This is a genomic window from Lysobacter spongiicola DSM 21749 (genome assembly GCF_900167055.1).
Lineage (GTDB): Bacteria > Pseudomonadota > Gammaproteobacteria > Xanthomonadales > Xanthomonadaceae > Novilysobacter > Novilysobacter spongiicola.
Window position 1 is genome coordinate 48026 of sequence record NZ_FUXP01000013.1, and the last position, 18659, is coordinate 66684.

Sequence of the window (18659 nt, forward strand, 5' to 3'; positions counted from 1 at the left end):
CCGGCACCGGTAGAATGCCGCCATGGATGTTTCCCACCTGCTCGACGCGCTGAACCCGGCGCAGCGCGAGGCTGTTTCCGCGCCTCCCGGCCACTATCTGGTGCTCGCCGGCGCCGGCTCCGGCAAGACCCGCGTGCTGACCCATCGGATCGCCTGGTTGCACGAGGTCTTCGGCGTGCCGACCCACGGCATCCTCGCCGTCACGTTCACCAACAAGGCCGCGGCGGAAATGCGCCAGCGCGTGGACGCGCAACTTGGCGGGGGCACCCGTGGCATGTGGATCGGCACCTTCCACGGCCTGGCGCACCGGTTGCTGCGGCTGCACTGGCAGGAAGCGAAGCTGCCGGAAGGTTTCCAGGTACTCGATTCCGACGACCAGCTGCGGCTGGTCAAGCGCGTGGTGCAGGGCCTGGAGCTGGACGAGAGCCGGTTCCCGCCCCGGCAGATCGCCTGGTGGATCAACGCCCAGAAGGATGAGGGCCGTCGGCCGGAGCACCTGCAGCCCGAGCCGGGCGACCAGTGGACCGACGTGATGCAGCGCTGCTATGCCGGCTACCAGGAACGCTGCGACCGTGCCGGCCTGGTCGACTTCGCCGAGTTGCTGCTGCGCGCGCACGAGCTGCTGCGCGACAACCCGGGGTTGCTGGCCCACTACCGCCACCGTTTCGGCGAGATCCTGGTCGACGAATTCCAGGACACCAACGCCATCCAGTACGCCTTCGTGCGCGTGCTCGCCGGCAACAGCGGGCATGTCTTCGTGGTGGGCGACGACGACCAGTCCATCTACGGCTGGCGGGGGGCCAAGGTCGAGAACGTGCAGCGCTTCCTGCGGGATTTCGAAGGCGCGCAGACGATCCGGCTCGAGCAGAACTACCGCTCAAGCGCCAATATCCTCGACGCCGCCAATGCGGTCATCGCGCACAATCCCGACCGCCTGGGCAAGAAGCTGTGGACCGACAGCGGCAGTGGCGAGCCGGTCGATCTCTACGCGGCCTACAACGAGATCGACGAGGCCCGCTTCGTGGTCGAGCGCCTGCGCCAGTGGGTGCGCGATGGCGGCAGCCATGGCGAGGTCGCGATCCTCTATCGCAGCAATGCGCAGTCGCGCGCCTTCGAAGAGGCGTTGCTCTCGGAACAGGTCCCGTATCGTGTCTACGGCGGCCAGCGATTCTTCGAGCGCGCGGAGATCAAGGACACGCTCGCCTACCTGCGGCTGGTGGCCAACCGCAGCGACGATGCGGCATTCGAGCGCGCGGTCAACACACCCACCCGCGGGATCGGCGAGCGCACGCTTGATGAAGTGCGGCGTCGCGCCCGGGCCGACGGAGTGCCGTTGTGGAACGCCGCCCGCGCGCTGGCCGGCGAGCCTGTGCTCGCTGCGCGCGCACGCAACGCGCTTGCCGGGTTCATCTCCCTGATGGATGACCTGGACGCTGAACTGGCCCCGATGCCGTTGCAGGAAAAGATCGACCATGTGCTGGCACGGTCGGGGCTGCGCGAGCATTACGCGCGAGAGAGCAAGGGCCAGCTCGACTCGCGAACCGACAACCTCGATGAGCTGGTCTCCGTCGCCTCGCGCTTCACCCGCAACGATGAGGAAGACGCCGAGGCGATGCCCGAGCTGGTGGCGTTCCTCAGCTATGCATCGCTGGAGGCTGGCGAAGGCCAGGCCCAGGCCGGTGAGGATGGGGTGCAGCTGATGACCCTGCACAGCGCCAAGGGCCTGGAGTTCCCGCTGGTGTTCCTGGCCGGGCTGGAGGAGGGGCTGTTCCCCAACAACCGTTCCATCGAGGAATCCGGGCGCCTGGAGGAGGAGCGTCGGCTGGCCTACGTCGGCATCACCCGTGCCCGCGAAAAGCTGGTGCTGAGCTACGCCGAGGCCCGGCGCATCCATGGCATGGACATGTACGGGGTGCCCTCCCGGTTCCTGCGCGAGATCCCGCCGGCGCTGCTGCACGAGGTCCGGCCCAAGCTGCAGGTCTCCCGGCCCATGGCGGGTGCCGGCCAGCGGCGCCACCTCGGCCATGCCGCGATCGAGGCGCCGGCACTGCCGCTGGGCGCCAACGTGCGCCATGCCAAGTTCGGCACCGGGGTGGTCACCGATTTCGAGGGCAGTGGTGCCCACGCGCGGGTCCAGGTGAACTTCGACGATGTCGGCAGCAAATGGCTGGTGATGGCCTACGCCAACCTCCAGCCCGCCTGAGCAGGGGCGGGCGGATGGATGCGGGTTCGCGGATCGTGCGAAAGTCGGTTCGCAGGAAGCGCTGAAGTCCGTCCGATGGCGGCCGATAGAGAGGGATGATGGACCAAGACCCCACCCGTTCTCCCGTGGCCGCAGGCGCGGCGCCCGCGGACCTGCCGGCGCTCGCTGCCGCGCTGGCCGACGAGGCGGCGGACCTGGCGGGCGTGGATGCCCGGGTGCACTGGTGGCTGGAGGATGGTCGTGCCGGCAGCCGCGGCAACTTCCCGCCACGGGCGGACCTCCTCGAGTCGACGCCCGTGGAGCTGCCGACCACCCTGGCGCTCGTTCCCGCCGGCTGGAGCAGCAGCAGCGGGGCCACCCTCGAGCTCGTCCTCCCTCCCGAGGGTCCGGTGCGCCGGCGGGTCGAGGCCTGGGCGGGCCGCGTCGCCCCGTTCGTCGCCGCCGCGCTGGAACGTGAGCGGCTTGATCGCGAGGTAGAGCGCCTGGCCAAGGCGGAAAGCATGCAGCGCGCGCTGTTCGAGATCTCCGACCTGGCCAGCGGCTCGCTGGAGTTCCAGGAGATGCTCCGCAGGCTGCACGCGGTGGTTGCGACGCTGATGTACGCGGAGAACTTCTTCATCGCCCTGCACGACGCGGAACGCGACACCATCCGCTTCGTGTATTTCGTCGATACCGCCGATGAAGTCTGGCAGTCGCCCGACCTCGAAGAAGAGTCGCTTGAATCCATCCGCCACAGCCTCACCTGGTACCTCATACGCGAAGGGCGGCCCTTGCGCGGCCCGACCCAGGCGTTGATCGACCAGGTGCCGGGGCCGCTGAAGGTGGTCGGCCCCCACAGTGCGGACTGGCTCGGCGTGCCGATGCTGGAGGAGGGCCGGGTCCGCGGGGTCATGGTGGTCCAGCACTACGACAAGTGGCCCTGCTACAGCGATGAGGACCAGGCCGTGCTGTCGTTCATGGGCAGCCACATCCTGGCCGCGCTGGATCGCCGCGAGGCGGTCGAGACCCTGGAGCGCGAGGTGGCCCGCAGGACCCAGGCACTGACCGAGGAGGTGCGCGAGCGGGAGCGTGGCGAGCGCCTGCAGGCAACGCTGTTCCGCATCGCCGAACTCTCCCAGACCGCCACCGGGCCGGACGACTTCTATCCTGCGGTGCACGAGGCGGTGGGCCAGCTCATCGCCAGCGAGAACTTCTACATCGCATTGCTGTCGGACGACGGCACCGTGCACTTTCCCTATTTCGTCGACGAGCGCGGCACTGCGCCGCCGCCGCGGCCGCTGGGCCACGGAATCTCCGACCACGTGCTGCGGACGGGCATGCCGCTGTTGGCCGATGCCACGACCGTGGAAGGTCGCGCACGGATCGCGGCGCTGGTGGAAAGCGGCGCGATCGGTCCGGATCGAAGCGGCTCGATGACCTGGCTGGGCGTTCCGCTGGCATGCGACGGACGCACTGTTGGCGTCCTGGCCGTGCAGAGCTACCAGCCCGGGGTGCGCTACGAACCGCGCGACCAGGAACTGCTCACCTTCATCGGTTACCAGATCGCCAACGGCCTGACCCGGCAGCGGGCCGCGGCCGCACTGAAGTCCGCCTACGCGAGCCTGGAGTTGCGGGTGGTGGAGCGTACCCAGGCGCTGCGCGAGCAGATCGCCGAGCGTGAGCGCATCGAGGAACGGCTCAAGCACGAGGTCCTGCACGATTCGCTGACCCACCTGCCCAACCGTGCCTACCTGCGCGAACAGCTTGAGCGGGCACTGGCGCGCAGCCAGCGCGATCCGGCACACCGTTTCGCCATCCTGTTCATGGACCTCGACCGCTTCAAGGTCATCAATGACAGCGCCGGGCATCTGGTTGGCGATGCGCTGCTGGTCGAAGTCGCCAAACGCTTCGCGTCGTGTGCGCGTGGGCCCGACCTTGTGGCGCGCTTGGGCGGTGACGAGTTCGCCGTGCTGATGGACGGCATCTCCACCGACGATGCGCCGGTGCGGCTTGCGCAGCGGTTGCTCGACGCACTCGCCGAGCCCGTGCCCGTAGACGGACGCGAGCTCTTCAGCTCGGTCAGCATCGGCATCGTACTCAGCCATCCGCGCTACACCGCCGTCGACGAGATGTTGCGCGACGCTGACATCGCCATGTACCGGGCCAAGGCGGGTGGCCGCCACCGATTCGAGCTCTTCGACGAGACGCTGCACCAGCAGGCCACCGACCAGCTGAAGCTGGAATCCGACCTGCGCCAGGCGATCACGCTGGACGAGTTCGAGCCGTTCTTCCAGCCGATCCTGAAGCTGGACGACCGCACCGTCGTGGGCTACGAGGCCCTTTTACGCTGGCACCACCCGGTTCGCGGCTGCCTAGCGCCGGGGGCGTTCCTGCCGGCGGCGGAGGCGGGTGGGCTGTTGGAGGCGGTGGACTGGCGGATGTACGAGTCCGTCTGTCGCGCCGTACCGGCACTGCTGGGCCCGGGCCAGTACGTCAACGTCAACGTCTCGCCCCGGCACCTGTTGATCGACGAATTCGACACGCGTTTGCTCGCGTTGCTTCAGAAACACGACGTCAAACCGGCGCAGCTGCGCATCGAGGTGACCGAGTGGGCACTGATGGATGACCCGGTACGTGCGGGCCAGGTCCTGGACAAGTTGCGGCGATCCGGCGTGGTGGCGGCGCTGGACGATTTCGGCACTGGCCAGTCATCGCTGGGTTCCCTGCACAGCCTCAACCTGTCGGTCGTGAAGATCGACAGGATGTTCGTGGAAGCCCTTAGGTGTGGGGATGGTTCGTCCGCATCCACCGCGGTCGCCGACGCCATCCTGACGCTGGGGCGCGCACTGGGTCTGGAAGTGGTGGCCGAGGGCATCGAGACCGACGCCCAGCACCAGGCGCTGGCGGGCCTGGGTTGCGAACTGGGCCAGGGTTACCTGTTCGGCAGGCCCGCGCCCCTGGCCCAGATCATCCGCGAGCGCGGTGCGGGCGAGGGCTGAGTCCGATGGCGCAGGGGCACGCTATTTGGCGTGCCACTTGTCGTCGTCGCCCTTCTCGTACTTCTGCTTCACCGCCGACCACGCCACCTTGTGCGCGGTTTCTTCGCGGGAGGCATCGCCGCGGCGGTCGTCGGCATCCTTGTACTCGTCCCAGGCGCTGTTGAACGCCTCCTTGTAGATCTCCTGCCCGTGCTTGGGAACGTTGTCGCGCACCTGGTCGGGCAGCTTGCTGATGCTGTCGTACGGCATGGCGGTCTCCTGTCTGGTCCAGGGACGCCGATGCTGTCCGGGCACGGGTTAATCGCGGGCGAAGGCGCCGTGATGCGGCCCTTCCACCGCGCTCTCCCGGGCCGGCCGCCCACATGGAAACGGCGCCACGCGGGCGCCGTTTCCGGGGTGCGACGGGCGAGGCTCAGGCCATCGCCGGAACGCCACCTTCGTCGGACTTCGGATCAGGACCGAAGCGGTTCTCGCCGCGCGTGCCTTCCATCACCATGAAGACCAGCAACACGATCGCGCCGACAAAGGGCACCAGGGCGATCAGCAGCCACCATGCGCTCTTGTCGATGTCGTGCAAGCGGCGGAAGCTCACGGCCAGGCTCGGCAGCAGCACGGCCAGGCTGTACAGACCGCTGAGCAGGCCGAAACCGCCCTCGTTCATCGAACCCATCGCGCCGTCGATCAGCATCAACACGATCGATACGATCAGGTTGAACAGCGTGAACATCCAGTATTCCTTGCGGCGCGCGCGGCCGGAAAAGCCGACGTAGTTCTTCAGGACCTTCAGGTACCAATCCATGTTTCATCCCCAATTCTGTTGAGTGGTTGCTTGCCCGGCACGGCCCTCCCCGGCCCGTGCCCGGCTGAATGCTAGCAGGTGGCGGCGTCAGGTGGCCGGTCGCTGCACGGCCTTGGGATCGGACAGTTCCTTGCCCGCCTGCGCGTGTCCGGCCATTTCGGCACCGGCATCCGGCGGGAGCCGCCACATCATCCAGACCGAGCTGGCCGACACCAGGCCGACGGTGAGGAAGGCGAAACCGAAGTTCACCACCGCCTCCATGGGTTCACCGGTCGCCAGGCTCGCCGTCATCAATGCATAGCCGCCGATGGCCACGCCGATCGCCAGCGACACCTGTTGCGCCATCGCTGCCAGGCTGCTGGCCTGCGCCATGCGCGGCTGGTCGACCTCGGCATAGATGATCGCGTTGAGGCTGGTGAATTGCAGGGAGCGGAAGCAGCCGCTCGCCAGCAGCACGCCAATGATCAGGGGGTAGGGCGTGTCGGCGCGGAACAGGCCGAACCCGCACAGCAGGGCGGATGCGGCGAGGGCGTTCGTCACCAGCACCCGGCGGAAGCCGAAGCGCTTGAGGATGCGCGCCGCGATGGTCTTCATGAACATCGCGCCCGCGGCAGAAGTGAAGGTCAGCAGTCCCGACTGCAGCGGGTTGAGGCCGAAGCCGAGTTGCAGCATCAGCGGCAACAGGAACGGAGTGGCGCCCACCCCGATCCGGAACAGCGATCCGCCGAGCATGCCGAGGCGGAAGGTCACCAGCCGCAGCAGCCCGAGATCGATCAACGGATGCGGATGCCGCCGCGAATGCACCACGTATAGCCCGACCAGTCCAATACCGCCGGCCAAGGCCCCGAGCGCCATCCACGTCGGCACCAGGTGTCGACCAAACGTCGAGAACCCGAAGATCGCCAGCGCCAACCCACTCGCCGACAGCCCGAAGCCGGTCCAGTCCAGCGGCTTCACCGGCTGTCGCAACATCGGGATGTGCCGCCATGCCAGCCAGATGCCGAGCAGGCCGATCGGCAGGTTGATCAGGAAGATGAAACGCCAGTTGCTGTACGTGGTGATCAGGCCGCCCAGCGGCGGGCCCAGCATCGGCCCCAGCAGCGCGGGAACGGTGAGCCAGCTCAGCGCCTGTACCAGCTGGTGCTTGGGGATGGAGCGCAGCAGGACCAGTCGCCCGACCGGCACCATCATCGCGCCCCCCACGCCCTGGACGAAGCGCCCCGCCACCAGTTGCCCCAGTGAGCCGGCGGCGGCGCAGCCCAGCGACCCGAGCAGGAAGACCGCGATCGCGGCCATGAAGGTGGGCCGCGCACCGAACCGGTCGGCGACCCAGCCGCTGACCGGGATGAACACCGCCAGCGCCAGCATGTAGGTGGTCAGCGCCAGCTTCAGCGAGACCGGCTCGACGCCCAGGTCCACCGCGATCACCGGCAGCGAGGTGGTGATCGCGGTGGAGTCCATGTTTTCGATGAACAGCGCCGTGGCGACGATCAGCGGCAGCAGGCGCTCGTGTCTCACCGGAGGTGCGGCCCGGCCTTATTCGGTGGTGGTGCCGTCGAAGTGTTCGTCGTCGGACTCGGCTTCCGGCTTGTCCTTGTGCACCACGCCCTCGCGGTGCTCCGGCGGCGCGTAGATGGTGTAGAGCTTCAGGGGCTCGCTGCCGGTGTTGACGACGTTGTGGCGCGCGCCGGCGGGCACGATCACGGCATCGTCGGCCTTGACCCGGTGACTGGTGCCGTCGATCACCACCTCGCCGGAGCCGGCCTCCACCCGGAAGAACTGGTCGTGGCCTTCGTGGACCTCGGCGCCGATGTCTCCGCCGGGCTTGATGGCCATGAGCACCAGCTGCATGTGCTTACCGGTGTAGAGGACCCGGCGGAAATCGGTGTTGTCCTCGGTCAGCTTTTCGATGTCGTCGACGAAACCCTTCATGCGGTGCTCCAGTTGTGGGGAATGGTGGGGCGGTGGCACGTGGCCATCAGTTCCAGTCGAAGAGCTTCCAGTAGACCGGCGAGATGTGCTCGTCCTCGTCCGGCCGGCCGTCGCCGTCCTCGTCCATCAGGTAATAGGTCGGGCCCCTCGACGGCGTGACCTTGACCACGCGCAACTGGCCGGCCACCCGGTACTCCTCGATGACGTCTCCGTTCTCCGCCACCCGGCGGGTGACGTCGGGATTGTCGAGCCCGACGGTCGGGTCCCCGGTGGAACCTGCCATGGTCGCGCAGGCCGCGAGGGCCGGCAGCAGGAGGGCGAGCAGGATCGTGCGGTCGATGCGCATGGCGTTGTCTCCGTTCGCGGACGGTCAGGATACGCGGCCTGCGTGGAGGCGGCGTCGGCCCGCAGGTCCCCGGGCGGCCCCGGGGCTAGAATCGCCGGATGAAACGACTCGTACTGATCGACGGCTCCAGTTACCTCTACCGGGCTTTCCATGCCCTGCCACCGCTCAACAACGCCGATGGCGAGCCCACCGGCGCCCTGTTCGGCGTGGTCAACATGCTGCGCGCCACCCTGAAGGAGAAGCCCGACTACGTGGCTTTCGTGGTGGACGCTCCCGGCAGGACTTTCCGCGACGACCTCGACGAGCAGTACAAGGCCAACCGGCCACCGATGCCGGATGACCTGCGCTCGCAGGTGCAGCCGATGTGCGACATCGTGCAGGCGCTGGGCATCGACATCCTGCGCGTCGACGGAGTCGAAGCCGACGACGTCATCGGCACCCTGGCGGTGCAGGCGGCGAACGCCGGCGTGGACGTCACCATCTCCACCAGCGACAAGGACTTCGCCCAGCTGGTGCGGCCCTGCGTCACCGCCGACGGCGGCGAGTGCGCCGGCATCACCCTGGTCAACACCATGAGCGGCAGCCGGCTGGAGAGCGACGAGGCGGTGATCGGCAAGTTCGGCGTGCGCGCCGACCAGATCATCGACTACCTCGCGCTGATGGGCGACAAGATCGACAACATCCCCGGCGTCGACAAGTGTGGTCCCAAGACGGCGGCCAAGTGGCTGGCCGAGCATGGATCGCTGGACGGCGTCATCGCCAATGCCGGCGCGATCAAGGGCAAGATCGGCGACAACCTGCGTGCCGTGCTGCACCGCCTGCCGCTCAACCGCGAGCTGACCACCATCCGCACCGACGTGCCGCTGGACCAGCGCCACGACCAGCTCGCGCTGCGCGACCAGGACGTCGACGCACTGCGCGCCCTCTACGCGCGTTATGGATTCCGGCAGGCGCTGCGCGATCTCGAAGCTGGCAACGGTGCGGCCGGATCCGATGAGGGTGGCGTGCGCAATACCGCCGCTGGTTATGCGCGTGGCAGCGGTGCGCCGGTCGATGGGCTCGACCCCGCCCTGTCGGCACCCGGCGAATACGAGACCGTCCTGACCCGCGAGCAGCTCGACCAGTGGATCGCGCGCCTGCGCGCGGCCAACGAGTTCGCCTTCGATACCGAGACCGACTCGCTGGATGCGCTGTGCGCCAACCTGGTCGGCCTCAGCTTTGCGGTCGAACAGGGCCGCGCCTGCTACATCCCGGTAGGCCACGACTACCCGGGCGCGCCGGAACAACTGCCGCGCGCCGAAGTGCTGGACGCGCTGCGACCGGTCATGACCGATCCTGCCGTGCGCAAGATCGGCCAGCACGGCAAGTACGACCTGCACGTGCTGCGCTGCCATGGGCTGGAGGTCGCCGGCTACAGCGACGACACGATGCTGGAGAGCTTCGTCTTCAACGCCACCGCCAGCCGCCACGACATGGACTCGCTGGCCAGCCGCTACCTGGGCTACCAGACCATCAAGTACGCCGACGTCGCCGGCAAGGGCGCCAAGCAGATCACGTTCAACCAGGTGGCGCTCGAGGACGCCACGCCCTATGCCGCGGAGGACGCCGACATCACCCTGCGCCTGCACCGGGTCCTCGGGCCGAAACTGGCGGCAGAGCCGGCGCTGGAGCGCGTCTACCGCGAGATCGAGGTGCCGCTGGTCGGTGTGCTCGAGCGCATCGAGGCGAACGGCGTGCTGGTGGATGGCGACGAATTGCGCCGGCAGTCTTCCGACCTCGGCACCCGCATGCTGGCCGCCCAGCAGCGCGCCACCGAGCTGGCCGGCCGCACCTTCAACCTGGATTCGCCCAAGCAGGTCTGCGCGCTGCTGTTCGAGGAACTCAAGCTGCCGGCGCTGGTGAAAACCCCGAAGGGACAGCCGTCCGCCAACGAAGAGGCGCTGGAGGCGATCGCCGACCTGCACGAGCTTCCGCGGGTGATCCTCGACTACCGCAGCCTGGCCAAGCTGCGCAGCACCTACACCGACAAGCTTCCGCTGATGGTGAACGCGCAGTCCGGGCGGGTGCACACCAGCTACCACCAGGCCGGCGCCGCTACTGGAAGGCTGGCGTCGAGCGAGCCGAACCTGCAGAACATCCCGATCCGGACCGTCGACGGCCGCCGCATCCGCACCGCGTTCGTGGCGCCGCCGGGGCGCCGCATCGTCGCCTGCGACTACTCCCAGATCGAGCTGCGCATCATGGCCCACCTCTCCGGCGACGAGGGCCTGCTGCGCGCCTTCGCCGCCGGCGAAGACATCCACAAGGCGACGGCGGCCGAGGTCTTCGGCAAGACGCTGGAGACGGTGGAGCCGGGCGAGCGTCGCGCCGCCAAGGCGATCAACTTCGGCCTGATGTACGGCATGAGCGCATTCGGCCTGGCCAAGCAGCTGGATGTGTCGCGCGGGGAGGCGCAGGACTACATCGGTCTGTACTTCAGCCGCTACCCGGGCGTGCGCGAGTTCATGGACCGCACTCGCCAGCAGGCGAGGGACCAGGGCTACGTGGAGACCGTGTTCGGGCGGCGGCTCTACCTGGAGAACATCTCCGCCCGCAACCAGGGGCTGCGGGCCGGGGCGGAGCGGGCGGCCATCAATGCGCCGATGCAGGGCAGCGCGGCCGACATCATCAAGCGCGCCATGATCGAGATCGACCGCTGGCTGGTCCCGCACCGCGAGCGCGCCCTGATGGTGCTGCAGGTCCACGATGAGCTGGTGTTCGAGGTCGAGGCCGACTTCGTCGACACGCTGGTGCAGGAGGTGGTGTCGAGGATGTGCGCGGCGGCCGAGCTGCGCGTGCCGCTGGTGGTCGACAGCGGGGTGGGCCTGAACTGGGAGGAGGCGCACTGAGCAACGCGCCGCTGAGGGTCCGGAACTGCCTCCAAGGGCCGCTGGAGGGCTGCCGCAGCGGCGTTTTCTGTGCGTTTCGTTGTGCCGGATCCGGCGCTCTGAATCGGTACTGAACCCAACATTTTCTTAACCCGGATCTTCACGAATCATCCATGTCCCGGGTGTTCTTATAGCCCTCGACAGGTGCAACGCCTGTCGCAGATCTCTCCCTCCCCTGGAGTGATCCCCGGAGCGAAGACCCCTCCCCAGGTCCCGCTCCACCAGCCCCGCCGGCCCCCCCTGCCTGCGGGGCTTTTTATTGCCCGCGATTTGTTGTCCGGATGAAGCCTGGCGGTTCATCCGATTCCCGCTTCGGACATGGCCCCGCGCTGTTGTCCCCCACGGGGACTTCCTTAGGGCGTAGGAGCGGCTTCAGCCGCGATCGGATGTTTGATCGCCTGCGCCGATTCCGGATCGCGGCTGAAGCCGCTCCTACAGAACACCCGTGAGGACAGGAGTTCCGACCCGGACGGGCGGCAGACCGCTACCGCTCCGCCAGCCAGTCGCGCGGGCGCAGGTAATCCGTCAAACGGGCCTCGGCGCTGCCGGGGTCGGGCTGGTAGCCATACTCCCAGCGCACCAGCGGCGGCAGGCTCATCAGGATCGATTCGGTGCGGCCGCCAGACTGCAGGCCGAACAGCGTGCCACGGTCCAGCACCAGGTTGAACTCGACGTAGCGGCCGCGGCGGTACAGCTGGAACTGGCGCTCCCGCTCGCCGTACTGGCTGTCCCGGCGACGCTCGATGATCGGCAGGTAGGCATCCAGGAAGCCGTCGCCGACCGCGCGCTGGTAGGCGAAGTCCTGCTCGAAGTCGCCGTGCAGGTCGTCGAAGAACAGGCCGCCGACGCCGCGGGTCTCGTCACGGTGCTTGAGGAAGAAGTACTCGTCGCACCACTTTTTGTGAGCGTCGTAGCGCACCTGACCGCCGAAGGGTTCGCACAGCGCCCTTGCCGTTTGGTGCCAGTGCTGCACGTCCTCGTCGAACGGGTAGAACGGCGTGAGGTCGAAGCCGCCACCGAACCACCAGGCCACGGTCTGCCCGTCGCGGGTGGCGCGGAAGTGGCGCACGTTGGCGTGGGTGGTCGGCAGGTACGGGTTGCGCGGGTGGAACACGAGCGAGACGCCGACCGCGCGCCAGGAGGCGCCGGCGAGTTCGGGGCGGGCCGCCGAAGCCGAAGGGGGGAGGGTGCTGCCGGACACGTCGGAGAAGCCGATGCCGGCCTGCTCGAACACCGCCCCATCGCGCAGGATGCGGGTCCGGCCACCACCGCCTTCGGCGCGGGTCCAACAGTCTTCGATGAAGCGGGCCTCGCCGTCGGCGCCTTCGATGGCGGCGCAGATGCGGTCCTGCAGGCCGGTGAGGTAGTCGCGTACGCGGGTGAAGTCGGGGTCGGTGTCGGGGGCGGATGTGCTCATCCGCCCATTCTAGGGGAGGCGCCGGATCGGACCGGCGTCGAGGCCCGCCCGGCGCACGCTGCCGGTCGGATCGGCCTTGTAGGAGCGGCTTCAGCCGCGATCCGGAACCGTCACCTGGACCATCTCCAGATCGCGGCTGAAGCCGCTCCTACGTCCCGAAGGAAGTCCCCTTGGGGGACAACAGTGGGAGGTCCGGACGGGCCCCTCCCCAGTTATTTCAGGTTGTCCTCGAACAGCTCGTAGATCCGGCGGTATTCGTCGTACCAGCTGTCGGGATGCACGAAGCCGTGCCGCTCCAGCGGGTAGGAGGCCAGCTCCCAGTCGTCCTTGCGCAGCTCGATCAGCCGCTGCGCCAGCATCACCGAGTCCTTGTAGAACACGTTGTTGTCGATCATGCCGTGGGCGATCAGCAGGCTGTCCTGCAGGCCTTCGGCCAGTTCCAGCGGCGAGGAGCGCAGGTAGGCCTCCGGGTCCAGCTCGGGCGTGTTGAGGATGTTCGAGGTGTACTCGTGGTTGTACTGCGACCAGTCGGTCACCGGGCGTAGCGCCGCGCCGGCCTTGAACGTGCCGGGCTCCTTGAACAGCGCCATGAAGGTCATGAAGCCGCCATAGCTGCCGCCGTAGATGCCGGCGCGGTCGACGTCGCCCTGCTTGTGCTCGCCCACCCAGGCCAGCCCGTCGAGGTAGTCCTGCAGCTCGGGGGTGCCCATCCGCCGGTAGATCGCCGTGCGCCAGTCGCGGCCGTAGCCCTCCGATGCGCGGAAGTCCAGGTCGAGCACGATGTAGCCGTTCCGGACCAGCAGGTTGTGGAACATCTGCTCGCGGAAGTAGACCGGGTAGCGGTCGTGCACGTTCTGCAGGTAGCCCGCACCGTGTACGAACATCACCACCGGGTAACGCCGGCCCGGTTCCATCACCTCGGGGCCATAGAACTTGCCCCAGATGGTGCCCGCGCCATCGCTGGATGGCACCTGCACGATCTCCGGCTGGATCCACTCGCGCGCCCGGAACTCCGGCGTGCGGGTGTCGGTCAGGGCGACGGTGCGCTCGCCGTGGACGTCCACCACCGCAAGCTGCGGCGGCACGTAGCTGTCGGAATGGCGGACCAGCAGCTGGCGCCCGTCCGGGGACAGCGCGAAGTTCTCCACGCCGTCCAGCGCGGTGACCTCGCGCAGGTTGCCGTCGCGGTCAACGGCGCAGACCTCGTAGTCGCCGGGCCAGTTGCGGTTGCAGGTGAAGTAGAAGGTCCGGCCGTCGCGGCCCAGCACGGGCGCGGAGACTTCCCACTCGCCGCTGGTCAGCGCACGCGGCTGATTGTCGCCCTCGGCGAGGTAGAGGTGGGAATAGCCGGTCTGCTCCGACAGCAGCCACAGGGCGCCATCGGGCGTCCAGCCGAAATCGTTGAAGCCCCAGTTGATCCAGGCCTCGTCCTGCAACCGGTGCCGGACCGAAAGGGCGGCGTCTTCCACCTGTCCCTGCGCGGGCGCAACGGTGGCGATCCAGCGGTCCTTGTTGTCGACCGCGCGTAGCAGCACTGCGGCGCTGCGGCCGTCGCCACTCCAGTGGATCGCCGGGCCGGTGCCGTCACCGTCGGTCTCGACCCGCACGGCGCGGTTGCCCTCCAGCGGCTCGAGCTCGGCCTGCTCGCGCATTTGCGCCAACGGATCGACATCGATCCCGGGCAGGGAGTCGAACGACAGCTCGCTGACCTCCGAGCTGGCCACGTCGACCAGCCACAGGCGGTGGGCCAGCGGCGCGTTGCGGCCGACGCGTACCCGGACTTCCTCGAACTCCTCGTATCCCGACTCGGTTACGTACTTGGGCATCTTGCCGCCGGTGCCCTTGTCGGCGCCCTTCGGCTCGGTCACGACCAGCATCCAGCGTGCATCGGGCGAGAGCGCGCTGTCGATGATGGCGACATCCTCGCCAAGGTAGGCCGGCAACGGTGCGCGGGTGGGGTCGGCGGCACGGCGCTCGCGGTCTTCTTCGCGCGCCGCCTCGCGACGCTCGCGCTCCTCGGCGAGCGTGCGGATCAGGCGCAACTGGCGGTCGCGCAGGTCATCGGGCTTGGGCTCGGCGGCGGGATCCTTCTCGGCCAGGACGATGGCGGCCTGGCTGGTGCCCTGTCCGGCGCGCCACTGGTACCAGTCGTTGCCGGCGCGGAACACGAGGTTGCCCGCGCTGCTCCACTGCGGCCGCGATTCGGGCTGCTCGGTGCGGGTCACCTGGGCCAGGGCGCCGTTGCGCAGGTCGCGCACGAAGATGTCGCCATTGCGCACGAACGCCATGCGGGTGCCGGTGGCGTCGAATACCGGGTTGGGCGCATCCAGCCCGGCCCGCTCGGCACCTTCCACCTTGACGGGCGCGCCGCCGGCGATGCCCTGCTCGTAGGTGTCGCGGATCTGCTCACCGGTGCGCTTGAGGTTGTACTGCACGCGGGTGCCGTCCCAGGCCCACCATGCCTGTTCCACCGGCGGGCCGATCCAGTCGGGGTTGGCCATCACCTGGTGGAGGTCGAGCTGCGCAGGCGCGGTCTCCGGGGCGCCAGCCGTGGCGGGCACCTGCGCGAGTGCGGTACTGGGCAGCAGCAGGGCTGCGGACAGGGCGAATGAAAGAGGCAGCAGACGTCGCATCCAAAGGCTTCCGGGCGGCAAATTTCACGAAGCCTAGCAGCGGCGCCACGGTGGGGAACGGGTCGACGGTCATGGTCCCGGCACCGTTTCCTTAACGGCCGGTGGCTAGAATGTGGCCCGCGGCGCTCCCCCGCGCGCCGCGGAGACGTGATGCGTGGATGCCGAGTGGTTCTCACCGCTGTTCCTGTCACGGGTCCAGTTCGGGTTCGTGATCTCGTTCCACATCCTGTTCCCGGCCTTCACCATTGGCCTGGCGAGCTGGCTGGCATTCCTCGAGTTCCGCTGGCTGCGCACGCGCGAGGCGATCTGGCGCGATCTCTACTTCTTCTGGTTGCGCATCTTCGCCATCTCCTTCGGCATGGGGGTGGTCAGCGGCATCGTGATGAGCTTCCAGTTCGGCACCAACTGGGCGGTGTTGAGCGAACGCGCGGGCAACGTCCTTGGCCCGCTACTCTCGTACGAGGTGCTGACCGCCTTCTTCCTGGAGGCGACCTTCCTGGGCGTGATGCTGTTCGGCTGGAAGCGGGTCTCCCACAAGCTGCACTTCTTCGCCACCTGCATGGTCGCGCTGGGCACGTTGCTGTCGACCTTCTGGATCATCTCGGCCAACAGCTGGATGCAGACTCCGCAGGGCCACGAGATCGTCAACGGCATGTTCGAGCCGGTCGACTGGTGGGCGATCATCTTCAATCCCTCCTTCCCGTACCGGCTGGCGCACATGGTGCTGGCCGCGTTCATCACCACCTGCTTCGTCATCGGCGGGGTCGGTGCCTGGTACCTGCGCCGCGGCGAGCACGTCGCCGCGGGCAAGCGCATGCTCGGGCTGGCGGTCGCCTTCGCCGTCATCGCGGTGCCGCTGCAGATCGGCGTCGGTGACCTGCACGGCCTCAACGTCGCCGAGTACCAGCCGACCAAGCTCGCCGCCATGGAAGGGCACTGGGAGGAGGGCGAGGAAGGTGCCGGCTTGCCGCTGGTGCTGTTCGGTTGGCCCAACGCGCTGGAGGAGCGCAATGACTATGCGCTCGAGGTCCCCCGGCTGGGCAGCCTGATCCTCACCCACAGCTGGGACGGCACGATCGAGCCGCTCAGCGCAGTACCGCCGGAAGAGCGGCCGCCGGTGCTGCCGGTGTTCTGGGGGTTCCGCATCATGGTCGCGATCGGCATGGCGATGCTGTTGCTCACCCTGGCGTCCGCATGGGCGTGGCGGCGCAAGCGCCTGTACGACTCGAAGTGGCTGCTCAATGGCTGGCGGCTGATGGCACCGTCGGGCTTCGTGGCCCTGCTTGCCGGCTGGTACGTGGTCGAGATCGGTCGCCAGCCGTACGTGATCTATGGCCTGCTGCGTACCAGCGAGGCGGTCAGCCCCAACATCGAGGCGGCGGCGGTGATGGGCTCACTGATCACCTACGCCACCGCCTACGCGGTCATCTTCGGCGCCGGTATCTGGTACCTGCTGGCCCTGGTGCGGCGTGGTCCGTTGCCGCAGGAGCCCTCGCCGGAACACGAGGAGGGCGAGCGCACGCCCGCCCGGCCGCTATCGGTCGGCAACCGCCACGGCGACGCGATCAGGGAGGCGGAATGATGGACCTGCAGACGGTACTGCCGGTGGTGTGGTTCGGCATCATCGGTTTCGGCGTGCTGATGTACGTGGTGCTGGATGGCTTCGTGCTCGGGCTCGGCATCCTGGCGCCGTTCGCCGAGGACGAGGGCCAGCTCGACCACATGATGAACACCGCCGCGCCGATCTGGGACGGCAACGAAACCTGGCTGGTGCTGGGTGGCGCCGGCTTGCTGGCGGCGTTCCCGAGGGCGTATGCGGTGGTGCTGTCTTCGTTGTACGTGCCGGTGCTGCTGATGCTGATCGCGTTGATCTTCCGCGGCGTCGCCTTCGAGTTCCGCTTCAAGGCGAACAGGAGCAAGCGGTTCTGGGGCGCGGCCTTCTCCGTCGGGTCGATGGTCACCGCGTTCGCGCAGGGCGTCATCCTCGGGGCGCTGGTCGAAGGCCTTCCGCTGGAAGGTGGCAAGTACATCGGCGGCAGCTTCTCGTGGTTCAGCCCTTTCGCGATGCTGACCGGCATCGCGCTGGTCGCCGGCTATGCCCTGCTCGGATCCACCTGGCTGGTGCTGAAGACCGAAGGGCCGCTGCAGAAGGTGGCGCGCACCGTGGCGCGGCCGCTGGTGCTGGGGGTGGTCGCTTTCATGGGGCTGGTCAGTGCATGGCTGCCGTTCCTGGATTCGCGGATCATGGCGCGCTGGTTCGAAGGTGCGAACTTCCTGTGGCTGGCGCCGGTGCCGTTGCTGGTGTTGGCCAATGCGGTAATGCTCTGGCGCGCGGTGATGCGCGAAGGCCGCGATGCGCGCCCGTTCCTGCTGACCCTGAGCTTTTTCGTGCTCGGCTTCGCCGGCCTCGTGCTCGGCATGTGGCCGAACATCGTGCCGCCTGAGATGAGTATCTGGGACGCGGCGTCGCCGCCATCGTCGCAGGGCTTCGTGCTCGTCGGCGTGGTGATCCTGCTGCCGGCGATCCTGGGCTACACCTGGTGGTCGTATAGCGTGTTCAAGGGCAAGGTCGCGGCGGACTCGGGTTATCACTGACGGCCGCCGGCGCGGCGGAATTGCGTATACCGGGGCACGGCTGAAGGGAGAGAGCAATGCACACCCGCGCAATCGCAACCGGCATCGTTGCCGGACTGGCTTCGATCGCTGCACAGGCAGCCTGTGCGCAGGGCAACGACGAGCAGTGGTCGGTCACGGTGGAGACGCGCATGACGCGGCCGATGTCGACCACGCTGCCTCCCTTCACCACCACCGTGTGCACGCCGCCGGACGCCGACCAGGGCCCACCCCCGATGCAGCAGGGCGACTGCAAGGTCGAGCAGTACGCACGCGAGGGCGACAGGCGCACCTACCGCGTGGCGTGCACACAGGGTGGCACCCGCACGGTCGGCGAAGGCTGGACCGAGAAGAGCGGGACCAGCGCGTACCGCGGCGAGATGCGCATGGCCAGCGACGACGGTGGCGTCGCCATGGACATGAGCTACGCCGGCACCCTGACCGGCAGCTGCACGGCGGGCCGCTAGATGTGATCTCTCAGTAGGTTGTTCATCCGGGGTGGTCCCGGAAGACTGGAGGTGCGAATCAGCCACCCCTCCAGGAGCCCCGGATGAACCTGCATAAACATGCCCGCCTTAGCCCTCGCGGTCGAGCCCTGCTCGTGGACCGCATCTTGATTCAGGGCCTGCGCGTGGAAGAAGCCGCACACGCCGCCGGCGTGAGCGTTCGAACAGCGTACAAGTGGCTGAAACGGTTCAAGGAAGAAGGTTCGGGCGGGTTAACCGATCGATCCTCGAGACCGCGGCACTGTCCCCACGCGACAGCGCCACGGATCGTGGATCAGGTGCTGGAGCAGCGTCGCGCCCGGCAG

14 protein-coding genes are annotated in these 18659 nt (G+C 68.1%); 7 read left to right on the top strand and 7 right to left on the bottom strand.

Annotated features, from left to right (window positions below; genetic code table 11):
• Positions 1–22 precede the first annotated feature (22 nt).
• Positions 23–2203 (top strand): DNA helicase II, encoded by a 2181-nt coding sequence (uvrD, locus tag B5D37_RS12685; RefSeq protein WP_078759109.1) that lies wholly within the window; start codon positions 23–25, stop codon positions 2201–2203.
• 98 nt (positions 2204–2301) lie between these two features.
• Positions 2302–5181, top strand: coding sequence for a sensor domain-containing diguanylate cyclase (locus B5D37_RS12690; protein ID WP_078759124.1), 2880 nt, complete (start codon positions 2302–2304; stop codon positions 5179–5181).
• Positions 5182–5202: 21 nt separating this feature from the next.
• Here the strand turns inward: B5D37_RS12690 and chaB are convergent, their stop codons facing one another.
• The 5 genes from chaB to B5D37_RS12715 all read right to left on the bottom strand — a co-directional run bounded on the left by chaB (position 5203) and on the right by B5D37_RS12715 (position 8258).
• On the bottom strand, positions 5203–5430 hold the full coding sequence (gene chaB / locus B5D37_RS12695; protein WP_078759110.1) for a putative cation transport regulator ChaB: 228 nt from the start codon (positions 5428–5430) through the stop codon (positions 5203–5205).
• A 163-nt stretch (positions 5431–5593) separates the two neighbouring features.
• Positions 5594–5980, bottom strand: a complete 387-nt coding sequence (locus tag B5D37_RS12700) for a DUF805 domain-containing protein (protein ID WP_078759111.1) — start codon at positions 5978–5980, stop codon at positions 5594–5596.
• Positions 5981–6067: 87 nt separating this feature from the next.
• Positions 6068–7498, bottom strand: coding sequence for an MFS transporter (locus tag B5D37_RS12705; RefSeq protein ID WP_078759112.1), 1431 nt, complete (start codon positions 7496–7498; stop codon positions 6068–6070).
• Positions 7499–7516: 18 nt separating this feature from the next.
• A complete protein-coding gene (locus B5D37_RS12710) occupies positions 7517–7912 on the bottom strand; it encodes a cupin domain-containing protein (protein WP_078759113.1) in 396 nt (131 codons plus the stop codon).
• A 46-nt stretch (positions 7913–7958) separates the two neighbouring features.
• The gene (locus B5D37_RS12715) at positions 7959–8258 is read right to left on the bottom strand and encodes a DUF2782 domain-containing protein (protein ID WP_078759114.1); all 300 of its coding nucleotides are present in this window, start codon (positions 8256–8258) and stop codon (positions 7959–7961) included.
• Positions 8259–8356: 98 nt separating this feature from the next.
• Between B5D37_RS12715 and polA the strand changes: the two genes are divergently transcribed.
• Entirely contained in the window at positions 8357–11146 is a 2790-nt protein-coding gene (gene polA / locus B5D37_RS12720) for a DNA polymerase I (protein WP_078759115.1), read from the top strand.
• Between the two features lie 523 nt (positions 11147–11669).
• Here the strand turns inward: polA and hemF are convergent.
• Positions 11670–12602 carry an oxygen-dependent coproporphyrinogen oxidase gene (hemF, locus tag B5D37_RS12725; RefSeq protein WP_078759116.1) on the bottom strand — a complete coding sequence of 311 codons (933 nt, stop codon included), beginning with the start codon at positions 12600–12602 and terminating at the stop codon, positions 11670–11672.
• Positions 12603–12814: 212 nt separating this feature from the next.
• Positions 12815–15235 (bottom strand): S9 family peptidase, encoded by a 2421-nt coding sequence (locus B5D37_RS12730; protein ID WP_078759117.1) that lies wholly within the window; start codon positions 15233–15235, stop codon positions 12815–12817.
• A 154-nt stretch (positions 15236–15389) separates the two neighbouring features.
• On the opposite strand from B5D37_RS12730, the gene B5D37_RS12735 reads away from it, so the two are divergent.
• The 4 genes from B5D37_RS12735 to B5D37_RS12750 all read left to right on the top strand — a co-directional run.
• Positions 15390–16817, top strand: a complete 1428-nt coding sequence (locus tag B5D37_RS12735) for a cytochrome ubiquinol oxidase subunit I (protein WP_234987888.1) — start codon at positions 15390–15392, stop codon at positions 16815–16817.
• Positions 16817–17830: a cytochrome d ubiquinol oxidase subunit II gene (gene cydB, locus B5D37_RS12740; protein ID WP_078759118.1), complete on the top strand. Its 1014-nt coding sequence runs from the start codon at positions 16817–16819 to the stop codon at positions 17828–17830. Before B5D37_RS12735 ends, cydB begins: the two co-directional genes overlap by 1 nt.
• Positions 17831–17886: 56 nt before the next feature.
• Complete coding sequence (locus B5D37_RS12745) at positions 17887–18315, top strand: DUF3617 domain-containing protein (RefSeq protein ID WP_078759119.1); 429 nt, start codon at positions 17887–17889, stop codon at positions 18313–18315.
• Positions 18316–18398: 83 nt separating this feature from the next.
• Positions 18399–18659 (top strand): leucine zipper domain-containing protein (locus B5D37_RS12750; protein WP_143814315.1); only part of this gene is annotated, 261 nt, incomplete at its 3' end.